The organism is Streptomyces sp. NPDC006365, from assembly GCF_042870755.1.
GTDB classification, from domain to species: Bacteria; Actinomycetota; Actinomycetes; order Streptomycetales; family Streptomycetaceae; genus Streptomyces; species Streptomyces xiangluensis.
In genome coordinates, this window is the sequence record NZ_JBIAHS010000021.1 from 76,911 (window position 1) to 100,510 (window position 23,600).

Sequence of the window (23,600 nt, forward strand, 5' to 3'; positions counted from 1 at the left end):
CCGCGCCCCTGAAGGGGCGCACCACCGAGCCCGCTTGCCACGGCTGGCCTTGCCTCGCGCGCACGATTCCAGACCCCGCCCATCTCAGCGCCCCAAAATCGAGCCGAAGTTCGTCCCCGAGCCCAGGAACATCCCCGTCGCGATCAGGATCATCGTGGCCGGGAGCATGAAGACCAGCGTGACCATCGTGGCCTTGGGGATCGTCTTCGCCGCCCTGCGGCGGGAGTTCTGGGCGTCCGTCCTCCTCATGTCCGTGGCCAGCTGGATCAGGGTGTCCGCGATCGGGGAACCCAGCTCCTCGCCCTGCTGCAGGGCCGAGACGAACTGGGCGACCTGCTCGGAGGAGTTGCGTTTGCGGAGTTCGTCGAAGGCCTGGCGGCGGCTGACGCCCATGTCCATCTGGCGCAACGTGATCCGCAACTCGTCCGCCCACGGGCCCTCGTAGTGGTCCGCCACCCGGTCCAGGGCCTGACGGAAGCCGAGGCCCGCCGAGACCACGACCGCGAGGACGTCGAGGAAGTCGGGGAGGGTGCGGTCGATGACCTCCTTGCGGTCGCGGATGGCCTGCCAGATGAGGGCGTCGGCGGCCAGCAGGCCGAAGGCCAGGGTCAGCACGGCGAACAGGAGCTGTCCGTTGGTGAAGAAGACCAGTCCGAGTACGACGCCGAAGATGCCGTACACCGCCCGGCGGGCCGCGTAACGGTTCAGGGTCAGGCCGCCGGGGTTGCCCGCCATGTCGATGCGGCGGCGTTTGGCGTCGACGCGGCGCGGGCCCATCAGGCTCAGCACCAGGGGTGCGAAGCGCATGCCGAGGCGGTCTACGGCGGAGTCGGCCTTCGAGACGCGGGTGGATCCGACCTCCAGGGCGAGGGCCAGGTCGCCGGGGAGCTTGGCTTCCGCGCGGAGCATACGGATGCCGAAGAGGAGGCCCGCGACGGCGAGGCCCGACAAGAGAGCGAGCAGCAAGGCCAGCAACGTAACTCCCTCCTCACACTTCGATCTTGCCGAGTCGGCGGATGACGAAGAAGCCCACCATGTAGAGGCCCATGGCGATGAGGACGAGGACCTGGCCCACCGGGGAGCCGGTCACTCGGGCCAGGGCGCCCTCGTTCGAGGAGTTGATCAGGAGGAGGGAGCCGAGGCCGAGGAGGGGAACCGTGAAGGCGGTCGCGTTGACCTCGGAGAGCATCGTGCGGACCTCGCGGCGGGTCTCCTTGCGGTCCTCCAGGGTCTGGGTGAGGTTCCGCAGGGAGTTGACGACCGATCCGCCCGCCTTGTTGGAGAGGACCAACGTCGTGACGAGCACGACGAGCTCGCGGGACGGGAGGCGTTCGGCCAGTTCGCCGAGGGTGTCGTCGATCGAGCGGCCGAGGCTCAACTGGTCGGCGACGCGGGCGAGTTCCTCACCTGCCGGGGCCTCCAGCTCCTCCGCGGCCATCGCCAGGGCCGTACGCAAGGCGAGGCCGGCGGCGGAGGCGTTGGCCAGGAGGCGTGCCACATCCGGGAGTTGGTTGATGAAGGCCTCGATACGTTTCTGACGCTGCCAGTTGAGGAAGATCGCGGAGCCCCAGACGCCGATCGCAGCTGCGATGGGGCCGAAGAAGGGGGCCAGCACGGCGGCTGCGATCAGCCAGAGCGCCACGACGACGGCAGTGACGTACGTGAAGAACTCACCCGCCGTGAGGTCGAGTCCCGTGGCCGAGAGCCGCATGTGGATGGTGCGGCCCAGTCGGGTGTGGCGCAGTCGGCGGTCGACGGCCGCGAAACGGCGAGCGCGCCCCGCGGCGCTGCGGAGCGGGCCGCCGGAGAGGCGGTCGACGAGGTCCTGGCGCTGGGCACGTCCGGACGCGTATGTGTGCACGCCCGCGACGGCGAGTGTGCCGCACAGGATGGTGGCGCCGAGGGCGAGCAGGGCGGGGTTGTTCATGGCTCGCTCCTTCCGACATGGGGGCCGACAGTGGACGTCATCCGATGGCCTGCCTCGTCTGGAGTACGTCGATGGCCTCGGCCACGCGGAAGGCGGGAGGCAGCGGTTCGCCGGCGACGTACAGCTTCTCGGCGACCGGACGCGGCAGCGGGAGATGCTCGAAGTGGCCGTGGACGACGCGGTCCGGGCCGGTGGGGCGCGGCACGAAACGGGTGACGGGGGCGATACGGAACTGTTCGCGGCCGTGTGAGACGAGCAGGGCGATCTCGGTGATCTTGCGGGAGCCGTCCGCGTGGCGGGCGAGCTGGACGACCACGTCCACGGCCGAGTTGATCTGGTCCTTCAGCGCCTCGAAGGGGATCTGGACCTCGGACATCGAGCCGAGGGTCTGGAGGCGCATGAGGGCGTCCTCGGCGGAGTTCGCGTGCACGGTGGCCAGCGAACCGTCGTGGCCGGTGGACATGGCCTGGAGCATGTCGAGGGTCTCGCCGCCTCGTACCTCACCGACGATGATGCGGTCGGGGCGCATACGCAGCGAGTTGCGGACCAGGTCGCGGATGGTGATCTGGCCCTTGCCCTCCACGTTCGGGGGGCGGGACTCGAGACGGATCACGTGCTCCTGCTGGAGCTGGAGTTCGGCGGAGTCCTCGATGGTGATGATGCGCTCGTGGGCCGGGATGAGTCCGGAGAGCGCGTTGAGGAGGGTGGTCTTGCCGGTGCCGGTACCGCCGCTGACGATGACGTTGAAGCGGGCCCGGACGAACGCCGCGAGCAGCATCAGCATCTGCTCGTCGAGCGAGCCGAGGCCGATCAGCTCCGGGAGCGTGTACGCGCGGGGGAAGCGGCGGATCGTGAGGGTCGGGCCGGTGAGGGCGAGCGGCGGGATGATGACGTTGACGCGCTCGCCGGTGGGTAGGCGGGCGTCGACCATGGGGTTCGACTCGTCCACGCGGCGGTTGACCGTAGAGACGATGCGCTCGATGGTCTGCATGAGCTGCTCGTTGGAGGCGAACCTCAAGGGCAACTGCTCCACGCGGCCCGCCCGCTCCACGAAGATGGAGTCCGGCCCGTTGACCATGATCTCGGTGATGGACGCGTCGGCGAGCAGGGGTTCCAGGACGCCGAGCCCGAGAGCTTCGTCGACGACCCGCCGTATGAGCTGGGAGCGCTCGGAGGACGACAGGACCGGGCCCTCGCGGCTGATGATGTGCCCGAGCACCCGCTCAAGGCGCACTCGCCGCTCGGCCGCCGCGAGGCTCGACATCTCGGCCAGGTCGATCTCTTCGAGCAGCTTGGCACGGTAGACGGCGACGAGGTGGCCGTCCTCGCGCGCGGCTCCGCCCTCATCGGGGGCGGCGATACGGGCCTTGAGGCTCATGTCTTCAACTCCCTTCCGGGGGAGGGTTGTTCGGCGGGCGGTCGTTCGTCACGGCGCTCGGTCGTCATCGTCATACGGGTTCAGCCGTCATCGTCGTTGGGCATCGTGGCGCTCTTCTCCACTTGCCAGCCCTCCCCAACGAACGGAATGAGCAGCGGGACCTGCACGGTCACGGTGGCAGTGGTGGTGTCTCCCCCTCCTCCCGGAGCGGATACGTTCGCGTCGAGCCAGTCGCTCATCGCGGCGTACCCCGCCGCCTCCCCCGCCTCGCCCTGTGAGGCGACCCGCGCGGCGGCACGCGCGCCGGATCCGGCCTGGTTGGCGGCGTATCCGACGAGGCCCAGCTGAATGGCGGCCAGCCCGACGAGCAGCAGGACGGGCAGGAAACCGGCGAACTCCAGCATGGAGACGCCACGGTCGCCTCGGGCCGCCGCCGCCCTCCTCCGCAGTTTCCGGAGTACGTTCACCCGTCGCCCTCCCCTTCCACGGCCGCGCCGGCCTCGCCCTGGACTTCCCAGCCCGCGTCGAAGCCCGGGAAGAAGAGGGGGACCTGGGCGGTGACGTTGGCCTTCCAGACGTCGCCTTCCTGCTGACAACCGATGGTGGCGCCCTGCCAGGCGTCGGGGAGGCGTTCCTGGCCCGCCTCCGCACAGGCGGCATCCGCCCCGGCACCGGAGGCGGCAGCCGCAGTCGCCGCCCGCGCCGCCTCATCCGCCGCGTTCCCGGCCAGGGAGTACGTGTAGCCGTACAGCACGCACTGCCAAAGGATCGTCATCACGACCAGCAGCAGCGGAAACATCCCGGCGAACTCCAGCGTCACCGCACCCCGGTCGCCGCCCTTGCGGCGCAGCGCCAGGGCGCCTCGGTCACCGGAGGACTTGCGGCGCTTGCCACCGCCCCCTTCCTTCGTGGCAACCAGGCCCAGTTCGCCCGCCAGGGCCCACTGCGCCTGCTTCACCGTTGAGCGGGCGTCCAGATCCTGCATGCGGCCCGCGTCGACCACGGACTGGAGTTCCTTGAAGGCGGCCGGTACCGCGACGTGGGCCATCTTCGTGCCGGTGACGCGTTCGACGAGGGACGGCTGGATCTCCGTACCGCGTGAGGCACGGTTGACGACCGTCAGCGTCTCCTCGGCCTTGCGGATCTGGAGGCGGTCCCACAGGCGGATCATGCGTTTGGCGGCGCGGACGGCGACGACGTCCGGCGTGACGAGGAGGAGGGCCTGGTCGGCGAGTTCGACGGCCGCGGCGGTCGCCGAGTTCATCTGGGCGCCGCAGTCGACGACCACGATCTCGTAACGGGAACGCAGGGCCTGCAGGACCTGGCGGGCCGCCCGGTCGGTGACCTCCTCGCCGCGCTCGCCCTCCGCCGGGGCCAGCAGCAGCCCGAGCCCGGTGTCGTGGGTGTAGACGGCGTCCTGGAGGACCCGCGGGTTGATGTCGCTGATCCCGGCGAGGTCGGCGACCGAGCGGCGGAACTGCACGTCCAGGTACGAGGCCACGTCCCCCGACTGGAGATCGAAGTCGAGCAGTGCGACCGTACGGCCCGATGCCCGTGCCGCGAGCGCCAGTTGGACGGCCGTCACCGTCGCGCCCACACCGCCCTTCGCCCCGGTCACCGTGACGACGGTGCCGCCGGGCCCCGAGTACAACTCCGGCGTACCGCTGCCCAGATGGCGCCGCATGCCGAGCGACCAGGCCGCGGCGGCCTGGACGCGTTCGGCGAGGCCGTCGTAGCCGAGGGGCAGGCCGATGATGCCGCGGGCGCCGGAGTCCATCGCCGCGGTCAGTACGCCCGTACTGGTGTCGGCGGTGATCAGGACGACTCCGACGGCCGGGAACCGCATCACCACATCGCGGATGACGTCCAGCACGGGCACCGGACCTATCCGCTCATGGACGAGGACGACCTCGGGCAACTCGTCCAGGGACTCCGCCGCGAGTCGCGCCAGCGTGTCCAGGAGTGCCGTGGTGTCCGGGACCGGCGGGGCAGGTTCGGCGTCGGGGAGCTGGCTCAGCAGCGTGGAGAGGGCGCGGGCCGAGTCGATGTCGCCGACTGCGGGGAGGATGCGGATGGTCATCGGCACACCTTCGGGGACGCCTTCGTGAGGGCTGAGCGCATCACGGCCTCCTACTTGTCCTCGTCGAGGGTGTACGAGCGGTCGCCGGGCGCGACGGCGGTGTCGGAACCGCCGGCGACCAGGGCGAGGCGTACATGGGTCGCGAACGACTCGGCGTAGGCGACGCGTTGGGTGTCGGCGGTGGTGAGGGCGAAGGTGATCGGGACCGCCTCGTTCGCGGTACGGCGGCGGTCGTCGCTGTTCTGGGAGGGGTCGAGGGCGGTGAGTTTGCCGACGTCGATGACCCTGGCGTTCTCGACGATGACCTTCGACTGGTCCTTGCCCGCGTCGTTCTCGGCCTCGAAGGTGGCGTAGATGTTGACCCGCGCACCCGGGTTGATCTTCCCCGCCACACCGGTCGCCGCGTCGATCATGATCGCGATCTCCTGCTGGCCCGCCTCCAGCTCGGGCCGGTCCACGATCATGTCGCTCTGTAGCAGGGAGCCCTTCTCAAGGCGGGTGACCGCGATCTTGCCGCGGATCTGGGAGAGATCGGTGACGGCGGTCGAGGACAGCCACCGCTCGGGCATCGAGACCTTCTCGAACTGGTCGGCGGACAGCTCCCGGTAGGGCGCGACATCGCTCTTCAGGCGGTACGCCGCGACCTCTGGGCCGACCTTCGAGTTCACGTCGCGGATCAGCGAGAGCACTCCGGCGAAGGCGCCCAGGGCGCACAGGACCGAGAGGACCAGCAGGATGACGCCGCGGCGCTGGCGCGAGTTCACTGAAATCTCACCTCGTAGGGGCGTACCGGGTAGTTGAGCGGGCCATGCGTTACCGGCCGGGGGTCTGGGGGTTGTCCCTCAGGGTGATGCAGCATGACGCGGACAACCTCGATCGGGAGCGGGGACAGCGGGGGTCGAGCGGTCGTGCCTGGTGCTCAGCTTGCGCTCTTGGTGCAGTGGCTGTGGCTCTGGCTGTTCAGATGTACGTACGTGACTTACGTAGCGCCTCGTGGCAAGGCGCGTACAGAAGAAACTGCCCGTACGGCGGCGTTCGGAAGCTCCGGCGGCGGAGGCAAAGGTGCCGCACAGAAACCGCATCGGTCGCCGATGAGTTCAAGGCCGCACCAGTGGCACTCCTCGCGCCGTACGGACGAGACCAGTTGGTAGAGCACGGACACGTCGTGCAGTCCCGCCGCGAACTCCGCGACCTTCCCCGTGCCCCACCAGCGCGCGGACTCGGCGGGCAGCGGCACGGTGGCGACGCCCTGCACGCGCCAGGCGGGCGCGAGCGTCGTGGTGATCCAGTCGCCGGGCAGCTGCCCGGGCGCGATGAGCAGCCGCGTGCCGAACTCGGGCCCGGCCAGCTTCTCCTGCTCTTGTCCGAGCCGTATCAACTGGGGCCGCGGATTGGCCAGTACGGCGAACTGGGCCCCCGGCACCCATGACTTGGCGTGGGACTTCAGGGACACCGGGATCCGGTCGAGCTTGGCGACGGAGCCGAGCAGGGCGCCGGCGTAGATGTAGTGGGCGAGCAGCCGTGCGGAGGAGGCGAGCACGCCCGGGCTGAAGTCGCAGACGGAGAGCTGGCGGAGCTGCTGGGCGAGGAGGGCGAGGCCGAGCGGCGGCAGATCGACGCCGAGGAGGGCGATGCGGTCACTTTCGAGTACGGAACGTACGGCGTGCAGCCGCCGGGTGACGTCGGTGGAGGCGGACGCCGGGTATAACGCGATCACGTATCCGTGCTGCTCGATGAGCGTGTGCATCCCGGTGAGGGAGCTCTCGAGGCTGTCGAGGGGCTGGACGGCGGCGGGCGGCGTCTGCCGGTCGTGAACCGGGAGCACCAGATCGGAACTGGTGACTGCTATCGCGGTCGGCACGCTGCACACCACCCCGTCCACTGCGGCGGGGTGGTCGACCACCGCCTCAGATCGCCCCTGTGACGTCGTCTTGCAGCAGAACCATATCCACGGCATGGGCCGATCAACACCGAATCTCCGAGATCAACTCACCGAAGGTGCAGGGTGATCGACACAGCGTGAGACGCATATGCCTCAACTCGGCCGCATAGCGGGCGTGTTGAGCTCCTGCCTCAACCGTTGGCCGCGTTGCGTTCGATAATGCGCCGATGTCATGATCGCACTCATGTCTGATCACGGGGGAGACAGCTCGGCGGCAGGACATATACGTAGGTCACGGATCTGGGACTACATAGAGGACTCCGACGCGAGCACGACCGCGGGCGACGCTCCGGCGCAGGAGCAGTCGAGCCCGTCGACTCCCTCGCCTCCCTCCCCCTCGGCGGAGCAGGGCCCATCACCTCGTACGGGCTCGGCTCACGACTCGGACCAGGCAAGCCTCCGCCGACGCGAAGCCGCCGCCCTGCTCGGCGAGTTCCGGCGTACGGCCGTGCTGTTGCCGCTCGGGGAGAACGGCTCCCCGCTGACCGCGGAGTTCGGCGGTATCCGGTGGATCTACGCCTTCTCGGACGAAGCGACGCTTGCCCGATTCGCCATCGTGAGGGGTGAAGGAGCACAGGAGTGGGCGTATGAGCGTGTCCTGGGCGCCCGGTTGCTGGATGCGGCGATTCCTGCGATGCCGGTGCCGTGCGGGGTGGCGCTGGATGTCGGCAGTGAGGGCGAGGGGGCTCTGTTTCCACCGGTGAGGGGGATCGTGCCGGACGGGGCCGCGGTGGACGTGGAGGGTTCGGAGGACGTCGGCCCCACGGACGTGCACGGGACCAAAGAGGCTGACGAGAACGGGGAGTTCGCGCGATGAGCGGCGGCGGCGGTGGCGACGGCAGGGATCTGCAAGTTCAGGGGCTGGGCCTCATCACCGAGGGCATCACGCTGGCGCTGGACGAGTTGCGGGAACTGGGGATGATCGGCACGGCGAGCGCCGGCCGGGGTTTCTCCGATCTGGCGCTGTCAGGGCTGGAGTTGGGGCACGGCGGGCTGACTTCGGCGCTCGACTCGTTCTGTGAGCGCTGGGAGTGGGGGGTGCGCTCGCTGATCAACGAGGGCAACAACTTCGCGCAGGCCGTGGGCCTGTCGGCGGGGACGTTCTACGAGACGGATCAGTACGTCGAGGGCACGATGAAGGTCGCGGCGAACTCACTCATGGGCAACCCGCACCTGTCCGAGGACCAGGTCACGCAGATGAGCTGGGGTGACCTGGCGGAGAACCACGCGCTCGCCGACCCGGACTACAGCGGAGAGTCCTTCGATCAGGCGTGGGAGAACAGCAAGCAGGGCTGGAAGGACGCCTCCCGTGACGTGATGACGTCGGACATGCTCGGGCCCGTCGACATCCAGGGCTCGACCGGCATGACCGACGCGGAGTACGAGGCGATGCTGGACCGGCAGTTCGGCCCGTCACCGGAGGAGCGTGCGGCAGCCGCCGAGGCCCAGGCCGAAGGACAGCAGAGCGGCGCCGAAGGTCAGCAGCGCGGGGGCGCCGGCTGATGGGCGACTGGCGCGACGCGCTCAACAGCGGTCTGGGCAAGCTGGAGGACGGCTGGGACGCGGGCAAGGAACTCGTCGGCGAGGGCATCGACAAGGGCACCGACATCGTCGGCGACGGGCTGGACTACGTCGGTGCCGAGGGTGTCGCTGACAAGGTGGAGGACTGGGGCGACGGGGCGGCCTCGGCCCTGGGCGCCACTCCGGGCGAGCAGCAACTCGGCGACACCGAGGACGCGAACGAACTCGTGCACGGCAACCCGGGCCGCATCCGCGAAAGTGCCAAGCATCTGAAGGACTTCCACAAGGCCTTCGACAAGGTCGGTGGGGGCATGCGCAAGCTGGACTCCTCGCACTGGAAGGGCAAGGCGGCCGACGCCTTCCGCGAGAAGTTCGCCATGCACCCCAAGAAGTGGCTGCACGCGGCCGACGCCTGCGAGGCCGCCGCCAAGGCACTGGACTCGTATGCGGACACGGTCAAGTGGGCCCAGGGTCAGGCGCAGGAAGCCGTCGACCTCTACAAGAAGGGCAGGAAGGCCTCCGACGACGCGGTGGACGCGTACAACAGGAAGGTCGACGCCTACAACGCCAAGGTGACGGCGAACGAGGATCCGGGCCCGAAGCCCGAGCCCTTCCAGGACCCGGGCAAGCAGGACATCGAGCGGGCCCACGAGATCCTCGGGGAGGCCCGCCGCCAGCGCAACGACGCCGGCCGCACCACGGCCGAGTCGGTCAGGGCCGCGCTCCGGCACGCCCCGGCCGAGCCTCCGCCCCTGGACCAGCTCACGGCAGACGCGGGTGACCTGTACAAGGCGGCCGACATGGAGCTCACCCATGTCGGCGGCGGCCTGATCAAGGGCACCGCGGGCATCCTCACCTTCGCCCGCAGCATGAACGCGCTCGACGCGTACAACCTCACCCACCCCGCCGAGTACCTGCAGAACGTCAGCATGACGCTCTCCGGGCTCACCTCGACCGTCGCCCAGCCGGAGCGGGCGCTGAAGGCCGCGTACGAGGGCTTCATGAAGGACCCGTCCGAAGGCGGCGGCCGCATTCTCCCCGAGCTCTTCGGTTCCAAGGGGACGGGGACGTTGCGCGGGCTGCTGCGGGGCGGGGCCAAGCAGGCAGCGGAAGGGGCGGCGGAGTCGGGGGCCAGGAACTCGGCGCGGGACGCCGTCGGGGAGGATCCCGCGAAGGGCTCCCACACCGAAGACTCCCGGGTGAACAAGGACACGGACCCGATCGACCTCGCCACCGGCAAGATGTACCTGCCGCAGACGGACGTGACCCTGCCGGGCGCCCTGCCTCTGGTGTTCAAACGGCGGGTGGAGTCGGGCTACCGGCTGGGCCGCTGGTTCGGTCCGTCGTGGTCGTCCACGGTCGACCAGCGTCTGGAGATCGATTCCGAGGGCGTCGTCTTCGTCACGGAGGACGGTCTCCTCCTCCCCTACTCGCACCCGGCGCCCGGCCTGCCGACTCTGCCCAGCCACGGCCCGCGCTGGCCGCTGGACCGCGAGGTGGGCGGCTACACGATCACCGACCCGCAGACGCGACGTGTCTGGCACTTCGCCGACCGCGGCGACGACCTGGCTGTCCTGGAGCAGATCGACGACCGCAACGGCAACTGGATCACCTTCGAGTACGACGCCGAGGGCACTCCGCTCGCGATCCTGTCGAGCGGCGGCCACCACGTGCGCATCAGCACGGAGGACGAACGGGTCACGGCGCTACATCTGACAGGCGTGGAACAGGAGTTGATGCACTACGGCTATTCGGAAGCGGGCGATCTGACCGAGGTCACCAATTCCTCCGGCCTGCCGCTCCGTTTCACGTACGACGAGGCGGGTCGCGTCACGTCGTGGACGGACACCAACGACCGCTCGTACCAGTACGAGTACGACGACCAGGACCGTTGCGTCGCCGAGGGCGGCTCCGAGGGCCACATGAACCTGCGTGTCGCCTACGACGGGACGGACCCGGACACCGGCCTGCGCGTCACCACCACGACGACCGGCGAGGGCCACACCCGCCGTTTCCTCGTCAACGAGGCGTGGCAGGTGGTCGCGGACATCGACCCTCTGGGCGCGGTCACCCGCTACGAACGGGACCGCTACAACCGCCTGCTCTCCCAGACGGACCCGCTCGGCCACACGATGTCGTTCCGCTACGACGAGGCGGGCAACCTGACAGCGGTGGTACGCCCGGACGGCCGCGAGTCTCGTGCCGAGTACAACGAACTCGGGCTGCCGGTAAGGGTGGTGAACCCGGACGGCACCGTCATGCGCCAGACGTATGACGGCTGTGGCAACAGGACGTCGGTGACGGCCCCGACAGGCCAGACCTCCCGCTTCGCGTATGACGAGGCCGGCCACCTCACCGCCGTGACGGATCCGCTCGGGCAGACGACGGCGGTCCGCTGCGACCGGGCCGGGCTGCCGGTCGAGATCACGGATCCGCTGGGTGCGGTCACGCGATACGAACGTGACGCTTTCGGCAGACCTGTCGTGATCACGGAGCCGACGGGCGCGACAACGCGCCTGGAGTGGACGGTCGAGGGTCACCTGACCCGCCGTACGGCCGCCGACGGCACGACGGAGTCGTGGACGTACGACGGTGAGGGAAACTGCACCAGCCACACGGACGCGATGGGCGGGGTCTCCCGCTACGAGTACACGCACTTCGACCTGCTGTCGGCGCGCACAGGCCCGGATGGCGTCCGCTACGAATTCGCCCACGACACGGCGCTGCGGCTGACGCGGGTGACCAACCCGCAGGGCCTGACGTGGGATTACGCGTACGACCCGGCGGGCCGCCTGGTTGCTGAGATGGACTTCGACGACCGCACGCTCACGTACTCGCATGACGCGGCGGGCCGTCTCACCTCCCGCACGAACGCCCTCGACCAGACGGTGGCCTTCGAGCGCAACGAGCTCGGGCAGGTGGTGCGCAAGGACGCGGCCGGTTCCGTTACGACGTACGCGTACGACCTGACGGACCAGCTCGCCCAGGCGACAGGTCCGGACGCCACGCTGACGCTGCTGCGGGACCGGTACGGGCGGGTGCGCTCGGAGACGGTCGACGGCCGCAAACTGACGTATACGTACGACGATTTGGGGCGCCGGACGGGGCGTACGACGCCGACTGGTGCGACCAGTACGTGGACGTATGACTGGGCGGGCCGCCGCACTGGGATGGTGTCTTCGGGACGCGGCATCGACTTCACGTACGACGCAGCGGGCCGCGAGCTGTCCCGCCGAATCGGCGAGACGGTCACCATGGAGCACACCTTCGACCCTCTGGGCCGCCTGACTGAGCAATCGGTGACCGGTGCCGGTGGCCGGTCGCTGCAGCACCGGGCGTACACGTATCGCCCTGACGGCAACCTCATCGGCATCGACGACCAGCTCTCCGGCTCCCGCAGCTTCGACCTGGACGCGGCGGGCCGGGTGACGACGGTCCACGCGGCGGGGTGGACGGAAACGTACGCCTACGACGAGGCGGGCAACCAGACCTCCGCCGCCTGGCCGTCGGGCCACCCGGGTCAAGAGGCGACGGGCCCGCGTTCGTACGAGGGCACACGCATCACCCGCGCCGGCAACGTCCGCTACGAACACGACGCGCTGGGCCGCATCGTGTTGCGCCAGAAGACCCGCCTGTCCCGCAAGCCGGACACCTGGCGCTACGAGTGGGACGCGGAAGACCGCCTGACGTCGGTGGTCACGCCGGACGGCACACGCTGGCGCTACACGTACGACCCGCTGGGCCGCCGCACGGCAAAACTCCGCCTGGCAGACGACGGCGAAACGATCGCGGAACGCATCGACTTCACCTGGGACGGCACGACCCTCTGCGAACAGACAACAACCTCCGCGGAGCTGCCGAACCCGGTCACCCTTACATGGGACCACCAGGGCCTACGGCCCATCGCCCAGACGGAACGCATCACAGCGGCGGAGGCACCCCAGGAGGAAATCGACTCCCGCTTCTTCGCGATCGTCACCGACCTGGTCGGCACGCCGAACGAACTCGTGGACGAGCGGGGCGAGATCGCCTGGCGGACTCGCAGCACCCTGTGGGGCACCACGGCTTGGGCCGCGAACAGCACGGCATACACACCACTCCGCTTCCCGGGGCAGTACTTCGACCCCGAGACGGGCCTGCACTACAACTACTTCCGGCATTACGACCCGGAGACGGCGCGGTACCTGACCCAGGACCCTCTCGGTCTCACGCCCTCACCGAACCCGGCGGTGTACGTCGACAATCCCCATACGTGGAGCGACGCCCTAGGCCTGGCCCCGGACGCATGCCCGTATCGCGTGGAGAGAGTTCCGGACGATGACCTCGGTACCCTGTACCACTACACCAACGAGAACGGATACAACGGAATTCTTGAAAGCAATGAACTGCGCGCTTCATTGAAATCGGACAACCCCAAGGACGCACGGTTCGGAGACGGACAGTACCTGTCTGACATCGCACCCGGAACCAAGACGCCTGGGCAGCTGTCTTACGCCTTTGTACGCGTCCCCTGGGCCGGTCATAAATTCAGTCACTATTTAGAGATAGATGTGCAAGGACTTGAGGTCATGCGGTCGGTTGAGCGACCAGACGTCTACGTGATACCGAACCTGGGGCCGCTTGACCTGGCAGATCGTATTGTTAGCCACGGAAAGAGCTGATCGCATGGAATATTGGAAGGTGGACTGGCTGCATGAGTTCCAGTCCGAGCCGATCAGATTCTACAGCGAAATCGGCGAGGACGGGTACGAAGTACGGAAGGTGCAGCTGTACAGGGATGGGCGTAAGTTGAAGACCGACGCGCTCCATGAATCCGGCGAGATCGGTCTCAGTGAAATTCCGGTTGGCCCCATCGAGGATGTCTCCAGCCAGCCCGAGTTCTCCGCCTGCGTCATTAGCCGCGAAGAATTTGAAAGGGAGTGGCAGCACACTCCCTGGCCCCCTGGCCGCCAATCCTAGCGTCCTGGTCCGAGCTGCCCACTACCGGAGATACTGATGAGCACACCGCCGCCCGCATCCCCCTCTCAATTTCCCCGGGGACCGTACTCGGCACAGGGCGGGCCCACGTTCCCTCACCAGCCCCCCGCGCCGTACCCGGCGTATCCGTATCCGCCGCAGCCGTACGCCGGGGCGGCACCCATGGGCGGGCCCCCCGCCCTCGTGTGCGAGGTGTGCGGGGCTGGGCCCGCGGCGCCCGTAACGGTTCGCGGCCACCAGGGCATCATCGTGATCATGCGCTTCCTGCGGCGCAAGGGTGCGTTCTGCCGGACCTGCGGGCTGGCCGTCTTCCGGCAAATGCAGGCGGACACTCTGCTGCAGGGCTGGTGGAGTCCGCTGTCCGCCTTCATCACGCCCATCACCTTGCTGATGAACCTCGGCGCCCTGTCCACCGTGCGCCGCATACCCCAGACACAGGTTCCAGGTTGGCGGCCGCCGCTTGATCCAGGCAAACCGGTGATCAAGCGTCCGGCGGGGCTGATCGCCGCCGTGCCGCTGGCAGCGGTGGCGGTGGCGCTGGTGGCCGTTCCCGTGCTCTTGGTCATCGGCCTGGTCGTGGGGGACGACCGGCCGGAACCGCTCACGATCGGATCGTGCGCCCGCAACGACGGCTCTTGGAGCGACCAGGACCTGAAGACAGTGTCCTGCGGCTCGTCCGACGCGCAATTCCGTGTCACAGAACCGCCGGAGGCGGGGTGCCCCACCGGGGACCTGCTCGCCGGCCTGGAGTACAGCGAGGATCAAGCGACCACCCTCTGCTTGCATCCTCTCGAGCGCTGAGGACCCGCGCCGGCCTGCGTCAGTGGCGGTTGGAAGAGGTCGGCGGGTGCAGTCCCTGGAGCCTGCGGTATTTGCCGCCGCCCCGACCTGCGCCAGGCCCGGAGCGTACGGGGCCGTCTCCTTCGAGTAGTTGCCGGGAAGGGCGGCTTCGCCCGACATCCGTCAGCGCCAGGTGTACGAGGAAGGGCTGGGCCCCGGACAGGCGGAGGCGCTGCATGTGTACGGGGGTGAAGTGGTGCCGGATGGCGGTGGTCAGGTCCTCGCGGTCGGGGAGGAGGAGTACGGCTGTGCCCTCGGGGGTGAGGACACGGCGCAGTTCCGTCCACCAGCGGGAGGGGGCGGTCGCGAGCAGACCTCGGCTGTGGACCTGGGTGCCCCAGGGCGGGTTGCACAGGACCCGGTCGACGGAGTTGTCGGGGAGGGGGAGGTGGCCGGCGTCGGAGCGGCGTATGGCTACGGGCAGCTCACCGGCGTTGGCGCGGGCCGCGGTGACCGCGTCCGCGGACAGGTCGAAGCCGCGGAAGCGGGCGTCGGGTTGGGCAAGCGCCGCCTCGATCAGCAGGGTGCCGGCGCCGCAGCACGGGTCGAGGACGACGTGGCCGGGGCGGATGTCGGCCAGCACGGCCATGGCGGCGGCGAGCGGCGGGTGCAGGGTGCCCGGGATGGTGCGCTGTTTGTACGCGCGGCGGTGCAGCGGTCGGTCGTCGACCCGCAGCATGAGCGTGGCCCGCTCACCGTCCAGGGTCAGCCGCCAGCCACAGCAGCCCGGCGGGGGCGCGGTCCCCATACGCCGAGAGTGGTAGGGGACGCCGAGCCGTCGCGCCAGGGCCTGGCCGACGACGTCCTCGGCGTCGTACCGGGTGAACGTGCGCCTGACGAGGAAGGAGGCCGAGACGTCGATGCCGGTGACCCCAAGGGCCGACTCCGTCGCGCTGTGACGGAGGGACAGGAGGTGGTCCGGGTCGGCGAGATGAGCGAGTTCGGTGAGTTCGTGCAGGCGCTGTCGCGTTGTTCCGACGTCGGGGCGCTGGGCGGCGAGCAGGAACACGTCGTCCGCGGTGCGCAGCGGCGGCGTGGACCGGTGCGAGCGGAAATGGACTTCGCGGTGGCGTAGATCGGTGACGGCGCCGAGCCCGGACCCCAGAACCTCGGCGGCGACCACGGCCTCCAGGCCGCGGAGGCAGCGCGCCACGAGGGGCGTGTGCATGGTGTTGTTCTTCTTCCACGTCAGCACTCGGGGCAGCGCTCCGCTGCCCCGCCTCGTCGGCGACGGGGAGAACCTCGCTTCGCCGACGGTGCCTAGCGGAGGTGGAAGAAGTACGTCATGGGCGGAAGTCTAACTGCCGTGCGGCCCTGGCGACTTCGCGAGAGAGCCGCGACGGTTGCCGGCTGACCGTGACGAGCCGGCGTCCACGTCGCTCTGTCGAGCGAGAGGTCTTGACAACTCTATTGGTCTGGACCAGCTTGTACGGCCAGCGGTGGCCACCGTTTCCCCCTCAACTCCCCCCACCGGAGGCCGAAATGAACCGCGTACCAGGCATGCCCGGATCCACCGGATCCAGACGACGGCGGTGGGCGCGAGCCCTGGCCGCCGTCCTGACTGGGTCCGCGCTCACCTTCGCCGCCCTGGCCGGCCAGGCGCCGGCGGCGGAGCAAGACGCAGCAGCCCTGCCCAAGCACGCCGTGACCGGCTACTGGCAGAATTTCAACAACGGCGCGACGGTCCAGAAGATCTCCGACGTCCAGTCCCAGTACGACATCATCGCGGTCGCCTTCGCGGACGCGACGGGGACGCCGGGCGCGGTGACCTTCAACCTCGACTCGGCCGGGCTCGGCGGCTACACGGTCGACCAGTTCAAGGCGGACATCAAGGCCAAGCAGGCCGCGGGCAAGAAGGTGATCGTCTCGGTCGGCGGCGAACGCGGCACCGTGTCGGTGAACGACTCCGCGTCGGCGACGAACTTCGCGAACTCGGTCCACTCACTGATGCAGGAGTACGGCTTCGACGGCGTGGACATCGACCTGGAGAACGGCCTGAACGCGACGTACATGACGCAGGCGCTCCGCTCCCTGTCCTCGAAGGCGGGCGCGTCGCTGGTCATCACGATGGCGCCGCAGACGATCGACATGCAGTCGACGTCGAACGGCTACTTCCAGACGGCCCTGAACATCAAGGACATCCTCACGGTCGTCAACATGCAGTACTACAACAGCGGTTCCATGCTGGGCTGCGACGGCAAGGTGTACAGCCAGGGGTCCGTGGACTTCCTGACGGCGCTGGCCTGCATCCAATTGGAGGGCGGCCTGTCCCCGTCCCAGGTGGGCCTGGGCCTCCCGGCCTCCCCCAGCGGTGCGGGCAGCGGCTACGTCCCACCCTCCGTGGTGAACAACGCCCTGGACTGCCTGACCAAGGGCACCGGTTGCGGCTCCTTCAAGCCACCGAGGACGTATCCCGACCTGCGTGGCGCGATGACGTGGTCGACGAACTGGGACGCGGCGGCGGGCAACGCATGGTCCGAGGCGGTGGGGCCGCACGTGCACGGGCTGCCGTAACGGGACGCACCCTCCTGTACCGGAGCCCGGTGTCAGCACGGGCCTGCATACGCGTGCCACCACGACGATGGACTGCACGATCGCAGCCGCGCGGCGGGGCGCAGGCCACTCAGCGGCGTGGGGGGGGGCGGCCCCCCGCGCCGACCCCCCTCTCCCCCAGCCCCCGCCGGCGGCACTCGACGACCGAGCCGCAATGGCCGACGAGGTCGTCAGGAGGGCAGCGGCACCGCCCGGGCGTACGATCCCTCAGAATCCGGACGGACGCGGGACATTCGTGCTGATGTTGCCGTACACGGAATTATCGCCGTAAGCGACCCTGATGAAGATGTTCGAGCTCCGGCCGCCGAAGCTCGCGGTCTTCGTCGTCCAGACGCCGTTGCACTCCTTGAACCGCTCGCTGTTCCCGGTGTCGGACGCGATGACATTCGCGTAGCCGCACACTCCGTCCGTCCTGGCGTCGAGCAACTGGAACTTGACCGTCTGCCAGTAGGCGCCGTCAATGATGTTCTTTCCCCAGGTCACCGTGCAGTTCCGCGTCTTGGCGTGGACATTTCCGTTCCTGTCGTCCACGTGCAACGACTCGCAGGCGACGGTCTTGGTGCGGTCGCCGTCGTCGGCGGCGGCCGGAGCCGGCGCGACCGCCGCCCCCATGAGCGTCGCGGCCACTGCCAGTCCGGAGACGCCGAGGGCCTTTCTCCGGGATGTCGACATCAGGCGTACAGACATTGGTTTCCCCCTTCTGAGTTATCTGCGTGTTGCGGTGCCTTCGCCGTGGTGGTCGTTTTTCCTGGTCTCACGGCTTGCCGGCACACGGCTTCGCGGGCCCTTCGAGTGCCTGCGCGCTTCGCACGTAAGACATCGTGGACGGAAGCCCTGTGTGAAAACCTTGTCGATATCTTGTCGCGGTTGTATGGACCTGCTGTGATGACCTTGCTCGATGTCGGCGGGCCTTGAACGGACAGATGCCATGGTGGAGTTACGGCTGCTTGGCCCGGTGGAACTGCGGGTGGCAGGCCAGGCGGTGCAGCTCGGGCCACCTTTGCGGCGCGCCTTCTTCGCCGTCCTGGCGGCTGAGGCCGACCGCTCGGTTTCCGCCGAGACACTGATCCACCGGGTCTGGGGCGAGGATCCGCCGACGGAGGCCCGCGCCTCGCTCTACTCCCACGTCAGCCGTCTTCGCCGTGTCCTGGCCGATGCGGCCACCGCTGTGGAACCCCGCGAGCAGGTCGACGGCACGCCGCCGCAGTTGCTGCGCCTGGCTGGTGGCTATCTGCTGCAGGTCGCGCCGGACCGAGTCGACCTGCACCATTACCGGCAGTTGTCCGAGCAGGCACGCGACCCCGCCCTCGCCGACGTGGCGCGAGCCGCGCTGCTGTTCAAAGCTCTCGGGCTGTGGCGTGGCGAACCACTGGCGGGAGTCCCCGGCCCGTGGGCGGCGCGCACCCGCGAGAGCTGGACGCAGCGGCGCATCGACACTTTCGTGGAGTGGGCGAACGCGACGACCCGGTCGGGCAGCCCGGCCCTGGTGCTCGAACGGCTGCCCGATCTGGTGGCCGAACACCCGCTGGTCGAGCCCCTGGTGACCGCGCTGATGCGGGCTCTGCAGGCGGTCGGCCGCGGCTCGGAGGCGCTGGCCTGCTACGCCGGATTGCGGGACCGGCTGGCCGAGGAACTCGGCACCGACCCCGGGCCTGAGGCGCAGCAGGTCCACCGGGAAGTACTGCGCGGCCATCGCGCCACCCCGCATCGGCCGACCGGAGACTTCCGGCTGGCCGCAGACACCCGGCCGGCCGGAGACACCGATGGGCCCCGGACACCGGAGCACCCCGCGACGCCGGTCGTCGCCGGTCCGCCGTCGGACACCGGCGTGCCGACGGACACCGGCGCGGTCCCGGCCCCCCAGGCCGTCCCACGGCAACTCCCCGCCGGAGTCCTGGGGTTCGTCGGCCGGGAGGGCCATCTCAAACAGCTCGATGCGCTGCTTCCGGCACAGGACGACCAGGCCCCGGGAGCCACGGGCGTGATCATGGTGATGTCCGGTACGGCCGGTGTGGGCAAGACGGCCCTGGCCGTGCACTGGGCCCATGGGATGCGCGACCGGTTTCCGGACGGGCAGTTGTACGTCGACCTCAGCGGCTTCGGGCCCACCGCACCGTTGCGACCGGTCGACGTCCTGGGCCGGTTCCTGCGTGCACTGGGCGTGCCGACGGAACAGGTGCCCGCCGAGCAGGAGGAGGCCGCGGCGCTGTACCGCTCCCTGCTGGCAGGCAAGCGCATGCTGGTCCTCCTCGACAACGCGGCCAGTGCGGACCAGGTACGGCCGCTGCGGCCCGCGGCCCCCGGCTGCCTGGCGGTGGTCACCAGCCGCGATCGGTTGAGCGGTCTGGTGGCGCGTGACGGCGCCCGGTCGCTCGTCCTGGAGGTGCTGACCAACGCGGAGGCCCACGACCTGCTGGCCCAGATGCTGGGCGAGGAGCGTGCCCGGTCCGACGCGGAGGCCGCGGCGTGGCTTGTCGAGTGGTGCGGCAGACTGCCCCTCGCCCTGCGGATCGCGGCCTCGGATGTGGCGGGCCGGGACAACCTCGGTCTGGCTCGGTACGCGGCCGAGCTGAAAGACACCGACCGGCTCGGATCGCTGGCTGTGGACGGCGACGCGCAGTCCGCCGTACGTACGGCCTTCGACCACTCGTACCGTGCTCTGCCGCCGGAGGCCAGGAGGATGTTCCGGCTGACCGCGGCCGCCCCCACCCCGGACGTGACCGTCGACGCGGCCGCCGCCCTCGCGGACGTAACGCCGCGGCAGGCCCACGAGGTGCTGGCCCGGCTGGCGGCGGCGAGCCTCGTGCACCAGCAGTCGCCCGGCCGGTACTCGTTCCACGACCTGGTGCGCCTGTACGGCACCGAATGTGCCGAGGAGGAGAGCCCGGCCGACCGTGCCGAAGCGACCAGCCGCCTTCACAGGTACTACCTCGCCACGGTGACCGCCGCCTCACAGTTGCTCTATCCGGACAAACTACGCCTGCCGGCCGATGCCATGGGTGCGGTGGGCAGCACCGAGTCCGTACCGCAACAGGCCGCCACCGTGCTGAAAGACGAGTCCGCGGCTCTGGGCTGGCTCAATGCCGAACAGCCCAACATGCGTTCGGTCATCGAGGACGCCGCCCGGCATGGCTCCCGGAAGACCGCGTGGCTGCTCGCCGACAGGCTGCGCGGCTTCTTCTGGCTCGGCTCCCACGCTTCCGACTGGCTGGCGGTGGCACAGGCCGGCCTGGCTGCCGCACGGGCCGACGGCAATGCATGGGCGGAGGGCGCGGCCCGGCTCAGCCTCGGGGACGCCTGTATGCGACAAGGCCGGTTCGGCAGTGCGCTGGAGCACTACACAGGTGCGCTGGCCTGCACCCAGAGCGTGGGATGGCGGGACGGGCAGGCAGCCGTTCTCAGCAACCTCGCCGGCGTGCACTGGGAACAGGGCCGTCCACGCCAGGCGACCGATCACCTCGCCCGCGCCCTGGTGATCAACGTCGAGACCGGCCGGATCGCCGGACAGGCTGCCATCCTGGGGAACCTCGGCATCCTGTGCCGGGAACTCGGACAGCTGGACCGGTCCGCGGAGTACCACAGACAGGCCCTCGTCCTCGACGAGAGGATCGGCTCCGCCGTGCCCGCGGCCATCGACCTGGCCAATCTCGCCGAGGCGATCTGCCTGCAAGGACGCCTCGCTGAGGCGGAGCACGTCCTGCTACGGGCTCTGCACCTGCACCGGGAACTCGGCGACCGCGACACCGAGAGCTACACGCTGTACGTCCTGGCCCGGCTCCAGCGTGACCTGGACCGCCCTCGTCAGTCCCTCGACACCGCGCGGACAGCGCTCGCTCTCGCCCGGGAGAACGACCACACGCGGCACGAGGTGGATGCCCTGAACGCCTTGGCGAGCGCCCATCTCATGCTCGCTGATCACGACAGGGCTCTCAGCCACTACGAGCAGGCGCTGCGGATCCTGCGGGAAACCGGTCAGGACCACTGCCACGCGGCGGTCGAGAGCCTCGTCGGACTGGCGGACACTCACCACCGCACCGGCCGCGGAACACCGGCCGCGGAACTGGCCCACCGCACTCTCCACACGAGCCGCCGCACCGGATACCGCCTCCTGGAAGGCCAAGCCCTCACCGTCCTCGCCGGCATCGCTCTCGTCGGCGGTGCGCCATCCCAGGCCGCCGAACACGCCCAGCGCGCAGTGGAAGTCCACCGTGCCACCGGGCATCGCATGGGCCGGGTTCAGGCTTTGCACCAGCTCGCCAGGGCGGTACAGCAGACGCATGGGAACACCGCGGCCCTTTCCCTGAGGCGCGAGGCGGAGGCGATCCACCTGCGGATGAGAGCACGGTGACGCCCGGCCCGCGTGGCCACCCGCTTCCGGCATCGGAACAACTCACGGACACGGCGCCTCGGCGAGGTCACGTCCAGGGGATGAAACATTTCCGGGAGTCCACCGCATCAATGTAGTGAGGGCGGTACGGGGATTGCCGAGGATCACGGGGGACGTAGGCATGAGACAGAGGGGCGAGGACGGCTACGCCGAGTTCGCTGCGGCGCGGGCCGGGCATCTCTATCGGTCGGCGTGTCTGCTCACCGGCGGTGACACCCACCTCGCCGAGGATCTCGTGCAGGAGACCTTCGGGCGGCTGTACGTCAGCTGGCGGCGGGTGTCGCGGGCCGACAACCCCGCCGGGTACGCGCAGACCGTCCTCACCCGTACGTTCCTCGCGCACCAGCGGCGGCGCAGCAGCACCGAGCGGGCCACGGACGTCCTTCCCGACCTGCCCGATCCGCACAGCGCCACCGCCGACACGCCGCTGCGGCTGACCCTCGTGGAGGCGCTGGGAAGGCTGCCCGCCAAGGACCGGGCCGTGGTCGTCCTGCGGTACTGGGAGGACCGCAGCATCGAGGAGACCGCCGACGCGATGAACGTCAGCTCGGCCGCTGTACGCACACGCTGCGTACGGGCACTCGGTCGGCTGCGGGTGCTCCTAGGCGACGGCCTCAGCGAGTACGCGGCCCACTGAACGGCCACCGCGAGCCAGTGCGATTCCCTTTCCGACTTCCAACGACCTTGCAGAGACGGTGGTTTGCCATGCCCGCTGAAGAACACGAGGCCCACGACGTCGACACGGACCTTTTCGAGGACCGGCTCGGCCTCGCCATGCGCCAAGCCGGCGACTCCTTCGAGACCGACCGGAGTGGCCTCGTCGCCGCCGGAGCGGTACGCGGTCGCAGGCTCCTGCTGCGGCGCCGGGCCGCCGTCGTGGGAGGCGTGGCCGCCGTCGCCCTCGTGGGGGTGGGCGGGACGCTGCTCGTGCCCTGGGGCGGGGCGGACGATGGGCGGCAGTCCGTGGCCGCCGGCCGGTCGACCCAGGCTCCACTCACCGATGACGATGGCACGGTCTCCGCCGCCGACCTGGTCGGCACCCTCAAGAAGCTGCTCCCCGAGGGTGAGTTCAGTGCGGAGCAGGGGCGGGGGACGGGCGCGGAGTCGATGCCGTACGCCCAGGTCGTGTTCGACGACGGCAAGGGCAAGGGTGCCGTCGCCGTCGCTCTGGACCGGGTGGAGCCGGGGAGCGAGCAGGCCCGGCAGGTGACCGGGTGCCCGGACAAAACGCAGGTGCCGTACGACCGCTGCACCACGACGGAACTGGCCGACGGCTCGGCCCTCAAGCTCTTCCAGGGGTATGAGTACCCGGACCGGCGCGTGGACACCAAGTGGTGGTCCGCCGACCTCGTCACCCCCGAGGGCCACCACATCAGTGTGAGCGAGTGGAACGCCGAGGCCCAGAAGGACGCACCGGTCACCCGGGCCGACCCGCCTTTGTCCACCGACCGGTTGACGGACGTGGTCACCGCCGTGGCCTGGCGTTCGGCCATCGACGCCGTCCCCGAGGACACCAAGGGCCAGGGCCCGGAAGCCGTCCCGAGCCCGCCTCCGGGTGCCGACGGCGCCAAGGTCGGGCAGACGCTCGCCTCCCTGCTCCCCAAGAACGTCGAGGTCGTGTCGAAGGGCGGTCAGGAGGACGAGTACGCCTATGTCGTGGTGGACGACGGGAAGGGGGAGAGCCTGGTCGAGATCAACGTGCAGCAGGACATGTCAGATGTCGAGCACCAGCTCTTCGGCGCCGACGCCGAGGTCCTGCCGGACGGCACCAAGGTCGCCACGAGTCAGGGCCCGAGTGAGAAGGGCGGCGCAGGGGTCGTCATGTGGACCGTCGACACCATCAGGACCGACGGCATGCGGGTGGTGGTCAGCGCCTTCAACTCCGGTACCCAGCACGCCGCCGCGACCCGTGAGACTCCCGCGCTCACGATGCAGCAGCTCAAGGAGATCGCCACGAGCCAGAAGTGGCTACAGGAGCAGGAGTCACAGAAGTAG

Annotated in this window: 17 protein-coding genes and 1 pseudogene; 9 read left to right on the forward strand and 9 right to left on the reverse strand. The window is 69.5% G+C overall.

The window, feature by feature from the left end; genetic code table 11:
- Nucleotides 1-84: 84 nt before the first annotated feature.
- The 7 genes from ACFYO0_RS38545 to ACFYO0_RS38575 form a co-directional block, all read right to left on the reverse strand.
- Entirely contained in the window at nucleotides 85-975 is an 891-nt protein-coding gene (locus ACFYO0_RS38545; protein ID WP_386353593.1) for a DUF5936 domain-containing protein, read from the reverse strand.
- Between the two features lie 13 nt (nucleotides 976-988).
- The gene (locus ACFYO0_RS38550) at nucleotides 989-1,927 is read right to left on the reverse strand and encodes a type II secretion system F family protein (protein WP_388685798.1); all 939 of its coding nucleotides are present in this window, start codon (nucleotides 1,925-1,927) and stop codon (nucleotides 989-991) included.
- A 37-nt stretch (nucleotides 1,928-1,964) separates the two neighbouring features.
- The gene (locus tag ACFYO0_RS38555) at nucleotides 1,965-3,305 is read right to left on the reverse strand and encodes a CpaF family protein (RefSeq protein ID WP_388685800.1); all 1,341 of its coding nucleotides are present in this window, start codon (nucleotides 3,303-3,305) and stop codon (nucleotides 1,965-1,967) included.
- Nucleotides 3,306-3,385: 80 nt separating this feature from the next.
- The gene (locus tag ACFYO0_RS38560) at nucleotides 3,386-3,709 is read right to left on the reverse strand and encodes a TadE/TadG family type IV pilus assembly protein (protein WP_388685989.1); all 324 of its coding nucleotides are present in this window, start codon (nucleotides 3,707-3,709) and stop codon (nucleotides 3,386-3,388) included.
- Between the two features lie 59 nt (nucleotides 3,710-3,768).
- Nucleotides 3,769-5,385: a CpaE family protein gene (locus ACFYO0_RS38565; protein WP_388685802.1), complete on the reverse strand. Its 1,617-nt coding sequence runs from the start codon at nucleotides 5,383-5,385 to the stop codon at nucleotides 3,769-3,771.
- A 50-nt stretch (nucleotides 5,386-5,435) separates the two neighbouring features.
- Entirely contained in the window at nucleotides 5,436-6,149 is a 714-nt protein-coding gene (gene cpaB, locus ACFYO0_RS38570) for a Flp pilus assembly protein CpaB (RefSeq protein ID WP_388685803.1), read from the reverse strand.
- Between the two features lie 215 nt (nucleotides 6,150-6,364).
- Entirely contained in the window at nucleotides 6,365-7,258 is an 894-nt protein-coding gene (locus tag ACFYO0_RS38575; protein ID WP_388685991.1) for a hypothetical protein, read from the reverse strand.
- A gap of 253 nt (nucleotides 7,259-7,511) precedes the next feature.
- On the opposite strand from ACFYO0_RS38575, the gene ACFYO0_RS38580 reads away from it, so the two are divergent.
- The 5 genes from ACFYO0_RS38580 (at nucleotide 7,512) to ACFYO0_RS38600 (ending at nucleotide 14,626) form a co-directional block, all read left to right on the forward strand.
- Nucleotides 7,512-8,144, forward strand: a complete 633-nt coding sequence (locus tag ACFYO0_RS38580) for a hypothetical protein (RefSeq protein WP_388685805.1) — start codon at nucleotides 7,512-7,514, stop codon at nucleotides 8,142-8,144.
- Complete coding sequence (locus tag ACFYO0_RS38585; RefSeq protein WP_388685808.1) at nucleotides 8,141-8,830, forward strand: hypothetical protein; 690 nt, start codon at nucleotides 8,141-8,143, stop codon at nucleotides 8,828-8,830. Before ACFYO0_RS38580 ends, ACFYO0_RS38585 begins: the two co-directional genes overlap by 4 nt.
- The gene (locus ACFYO0_RS38590) at nucleotides 8,830-13,509 is read left to right on the forward strand and encodes a putative T7SS-secreted protein (protein WP_388685809.1); all 4,680 of its coding nucleotides are present in this window, start codon (nucleotides 8,830-8,832) and stop codon (nucleotides 13,507-13,509) included. The genes ACFYO0_RS38585 and ACFYO0_RS38590 overlap by 1 nt, the downstream gene beginning before the upstream one ends.
- A gap of 4 nt (nucleotides 13,510-13,513) precedes the next feature.
- The gene (locus tag ACFYO0_RS38595; protein WP_388685811.1) at nucleotides 13,514-13,807 is read left to right on the forward strand and encodes a DUF6881 domain-containing protein; all 294 of its coding nucleotides are present in this window, start codon (nucleotides 13,514-13,516) and stop codon (nucleotides 13,805-13,807) included.
- A gap of 273 nt (nucleotides 13,808-14,080) precedes the next feature.
- Nucleotides 14,081-14,626 (forward strand): hypothetical protein, encoded by a 546-nt coding sequence (locus tag ACFYO0_RS38600; RefSeq protein WP_388685813.1) that lies wholly within the window; start codon nucleotides 14,081-14,083, stop codon nucleotides 14,624-14,626.
- A gap of 19 nt (nucleotides 14,627-14,645) precedes the next feature.
- Here ACFYO0_RS38600 and ACFYO0_RS38605 read toward each other — a convergent pair whose 3' ends face one another.
- The gene (locus tag ACFYO0_RS38605) at nucleotides 14,646-15,833 is read right to left on the reverse strand and encodes a methyltransferase domain-containing protein (protein WP_388685815.1); all 1,188 of its coding nucleotides are present in this window, start codon (nucleotides 15,831-15,833) and stop codon (nucleotides 14,646-14,648) included.
- A 458-nt stretch (nucleotides 15,834-16,291) separates the two neighbouring features.
- Between ACFYO0_RS38605 and ACFYO0_RS38610 the strand changes: the two are divergent.
- Nucleotides 16,292-17,179, forward strand: a pseudogene (locus ACFYO0_RS38610) (chitinase); the annotation flags it as partial.
- 246 nt (nucleotides 17,180-17,425) lie between these two features.
- Here ACFYO0_RS38610 and ACFYO0_RS38615 read toward each other — a convergent pair.
- On the reverse strand, nucleotides 17,426-17,905 hold the full coding sequence (locus ACFYO0_RS38615) for a hypothetical protein (RefSeq protein ID WP_388685816.1): 480 nt from the start codon (nucleotides 17,903-17,905) through the stop codon (nucleotides 17,426-17,428).
- Between the two features lie 241 nt (nucleotides 17,906-18,146).
- Here ACFYO0_RS38615 and ACFYO0_RS38620 point away from each other — a divergent pair, with 241 nt between their 5' ends.
- The 3 genes from ACFYO0_RS38620 to ACFYO0_RS38630 all read left to right on the forward strand — a co-directional run bounded on the left by ACFYO0_RS38620 (nucleotide 18,147) and on the right by ACFYO0_RS38630 (nucleotide 23,600).
- Nucleotides 18,147-21,566, forward strand: coding sequence for a BTAD domain-containing putative transcriptional regulator (locus ACFYO0_RS38620; protein WP_388685819.1), 3,420 nt, complete (start codon nucleotides 18,147-18,149; stop codon nucleotides 21,564-21,566).
- 160 nt (nucleotides 21,567-21,726) lie between these two features.
- Entirely contained in the window at nucleotides 21,727-22,242 is a 516-nt protein-coding gene (locus tag ACFYO0_RS38625) for a SigE family RNA polymerase sigma factor (protein ID WP_388685821.1), read from the forward strand.
- 68 nt (nucleotides 22,243-22,310) lie between these two features.
- A complete protein-coding gene (locus ACFYO0_RS38630) occupies nucleotides 22,311-23,600 on the forward strand; it encodes a hypothetical protein (RefSeq protein WP_388685824.1) in 1,290 nt (429 codons plus the stop codon).

Coding starts and splice junctions, on each gene's coding strand:
- ACFYO0_RS38550 (WP_388685798.1), bottom strand. CDS start 1,927: ATGAACAACCCCGCCCTGCTCGCCCTCGGCGCCACCATCCTGTGCGGC.
- ACFYO0_RS38555 (WP_388685800.1), bottom strand. CDS start 3,305: ATGAGCCTCAAGGCCCGTATCGCCGCCCCCGATGAGGGCGGAGCCGCG.
- ACFYO0_RS38560 (WP_388685989.1), bottom strand. CDS start 3,709: ATGCTGGAGTTCGCCGGTTTCCTGCCCGTCCTGCTGCTCGTCGGGCTG.
- ACFYO0_RS38565 (WP_388685802.1), bottom strand. CDS start 5,385: ATGACCATCCGCATCCTCCCCGCAGTCGGCGACATCGACTCGGCCCGC.
- ACFYO0_RS38580 (WP_388685805.1), top strand. CDS start 7,512: ATGTCTGATCACGGGGGAGACAGCTCGGCGGCAGGACATATACGTAGG.
- ACFYO0_RS38585 (WP_388685808.1), top strand. CDS start 8,141: ATGAGCGGCGGCGGCGGTGGCGACGGCAGGGATCTGCAAGTTCAGGGG.
- ACFYO0_RS38590 (WP_388685809.1), top strand. CDS start 8,830: ATGGGCGACTGGCGCGACGCGCTCAACAGCGGTCTGGGCAAGCTGGAG.
- ACFYO0_RS38595 (WP_388685811.1), top strand. CDS start 13,514: ATGGAATATTGGAAGGTGGACTGGCTGCATGAGTTCCAGTCCGAGCCG.
- ACFYO0_RS38600 (WP_388685813.1), top strand. CDS start 14,081: ATGCGCTTCCTGCGGCGCAAGGGTGCGTTCTGCCGGACCTGCGGGCTG.
- ACFYO0_RS38605 (WP_388685815.1), bottom strand. CDS start 15,833: ATGCACACGCCCCTCGTGGCGCGCTGCCTCCGCGGCCTGGAGGCCGTG.
- ACFYO0_RS38615 (WP_388685816.1), bottom strand. CDS start 17,905: ATGTCTGTACGCCTGATGTCGACATCCCGGAGAAAGGCCCTCGGCGTC.
- ACFYO0_RS38620 (WP_388685819.1), top strand. CDS start 18,147: ATGGTGGAGTTACGGCTGCTTGGCCCGGTGGAACTGCGGGTGGCAGGC.
- ACFYO0_RS38625 (WP_388685821.1), top strand. CDS start 21,727: ATGAGACAGAGGGGCGAGGACGGCTACGCCGAGTTCGCTGCGGCGCGG.
- ACFYO0_RS38630 (WP_388685824.1), top strand. CDS start 22,311: ATGCCCGCTGAAGAACACGAGGCCCACGACGTCGACACGGACCTTTTC.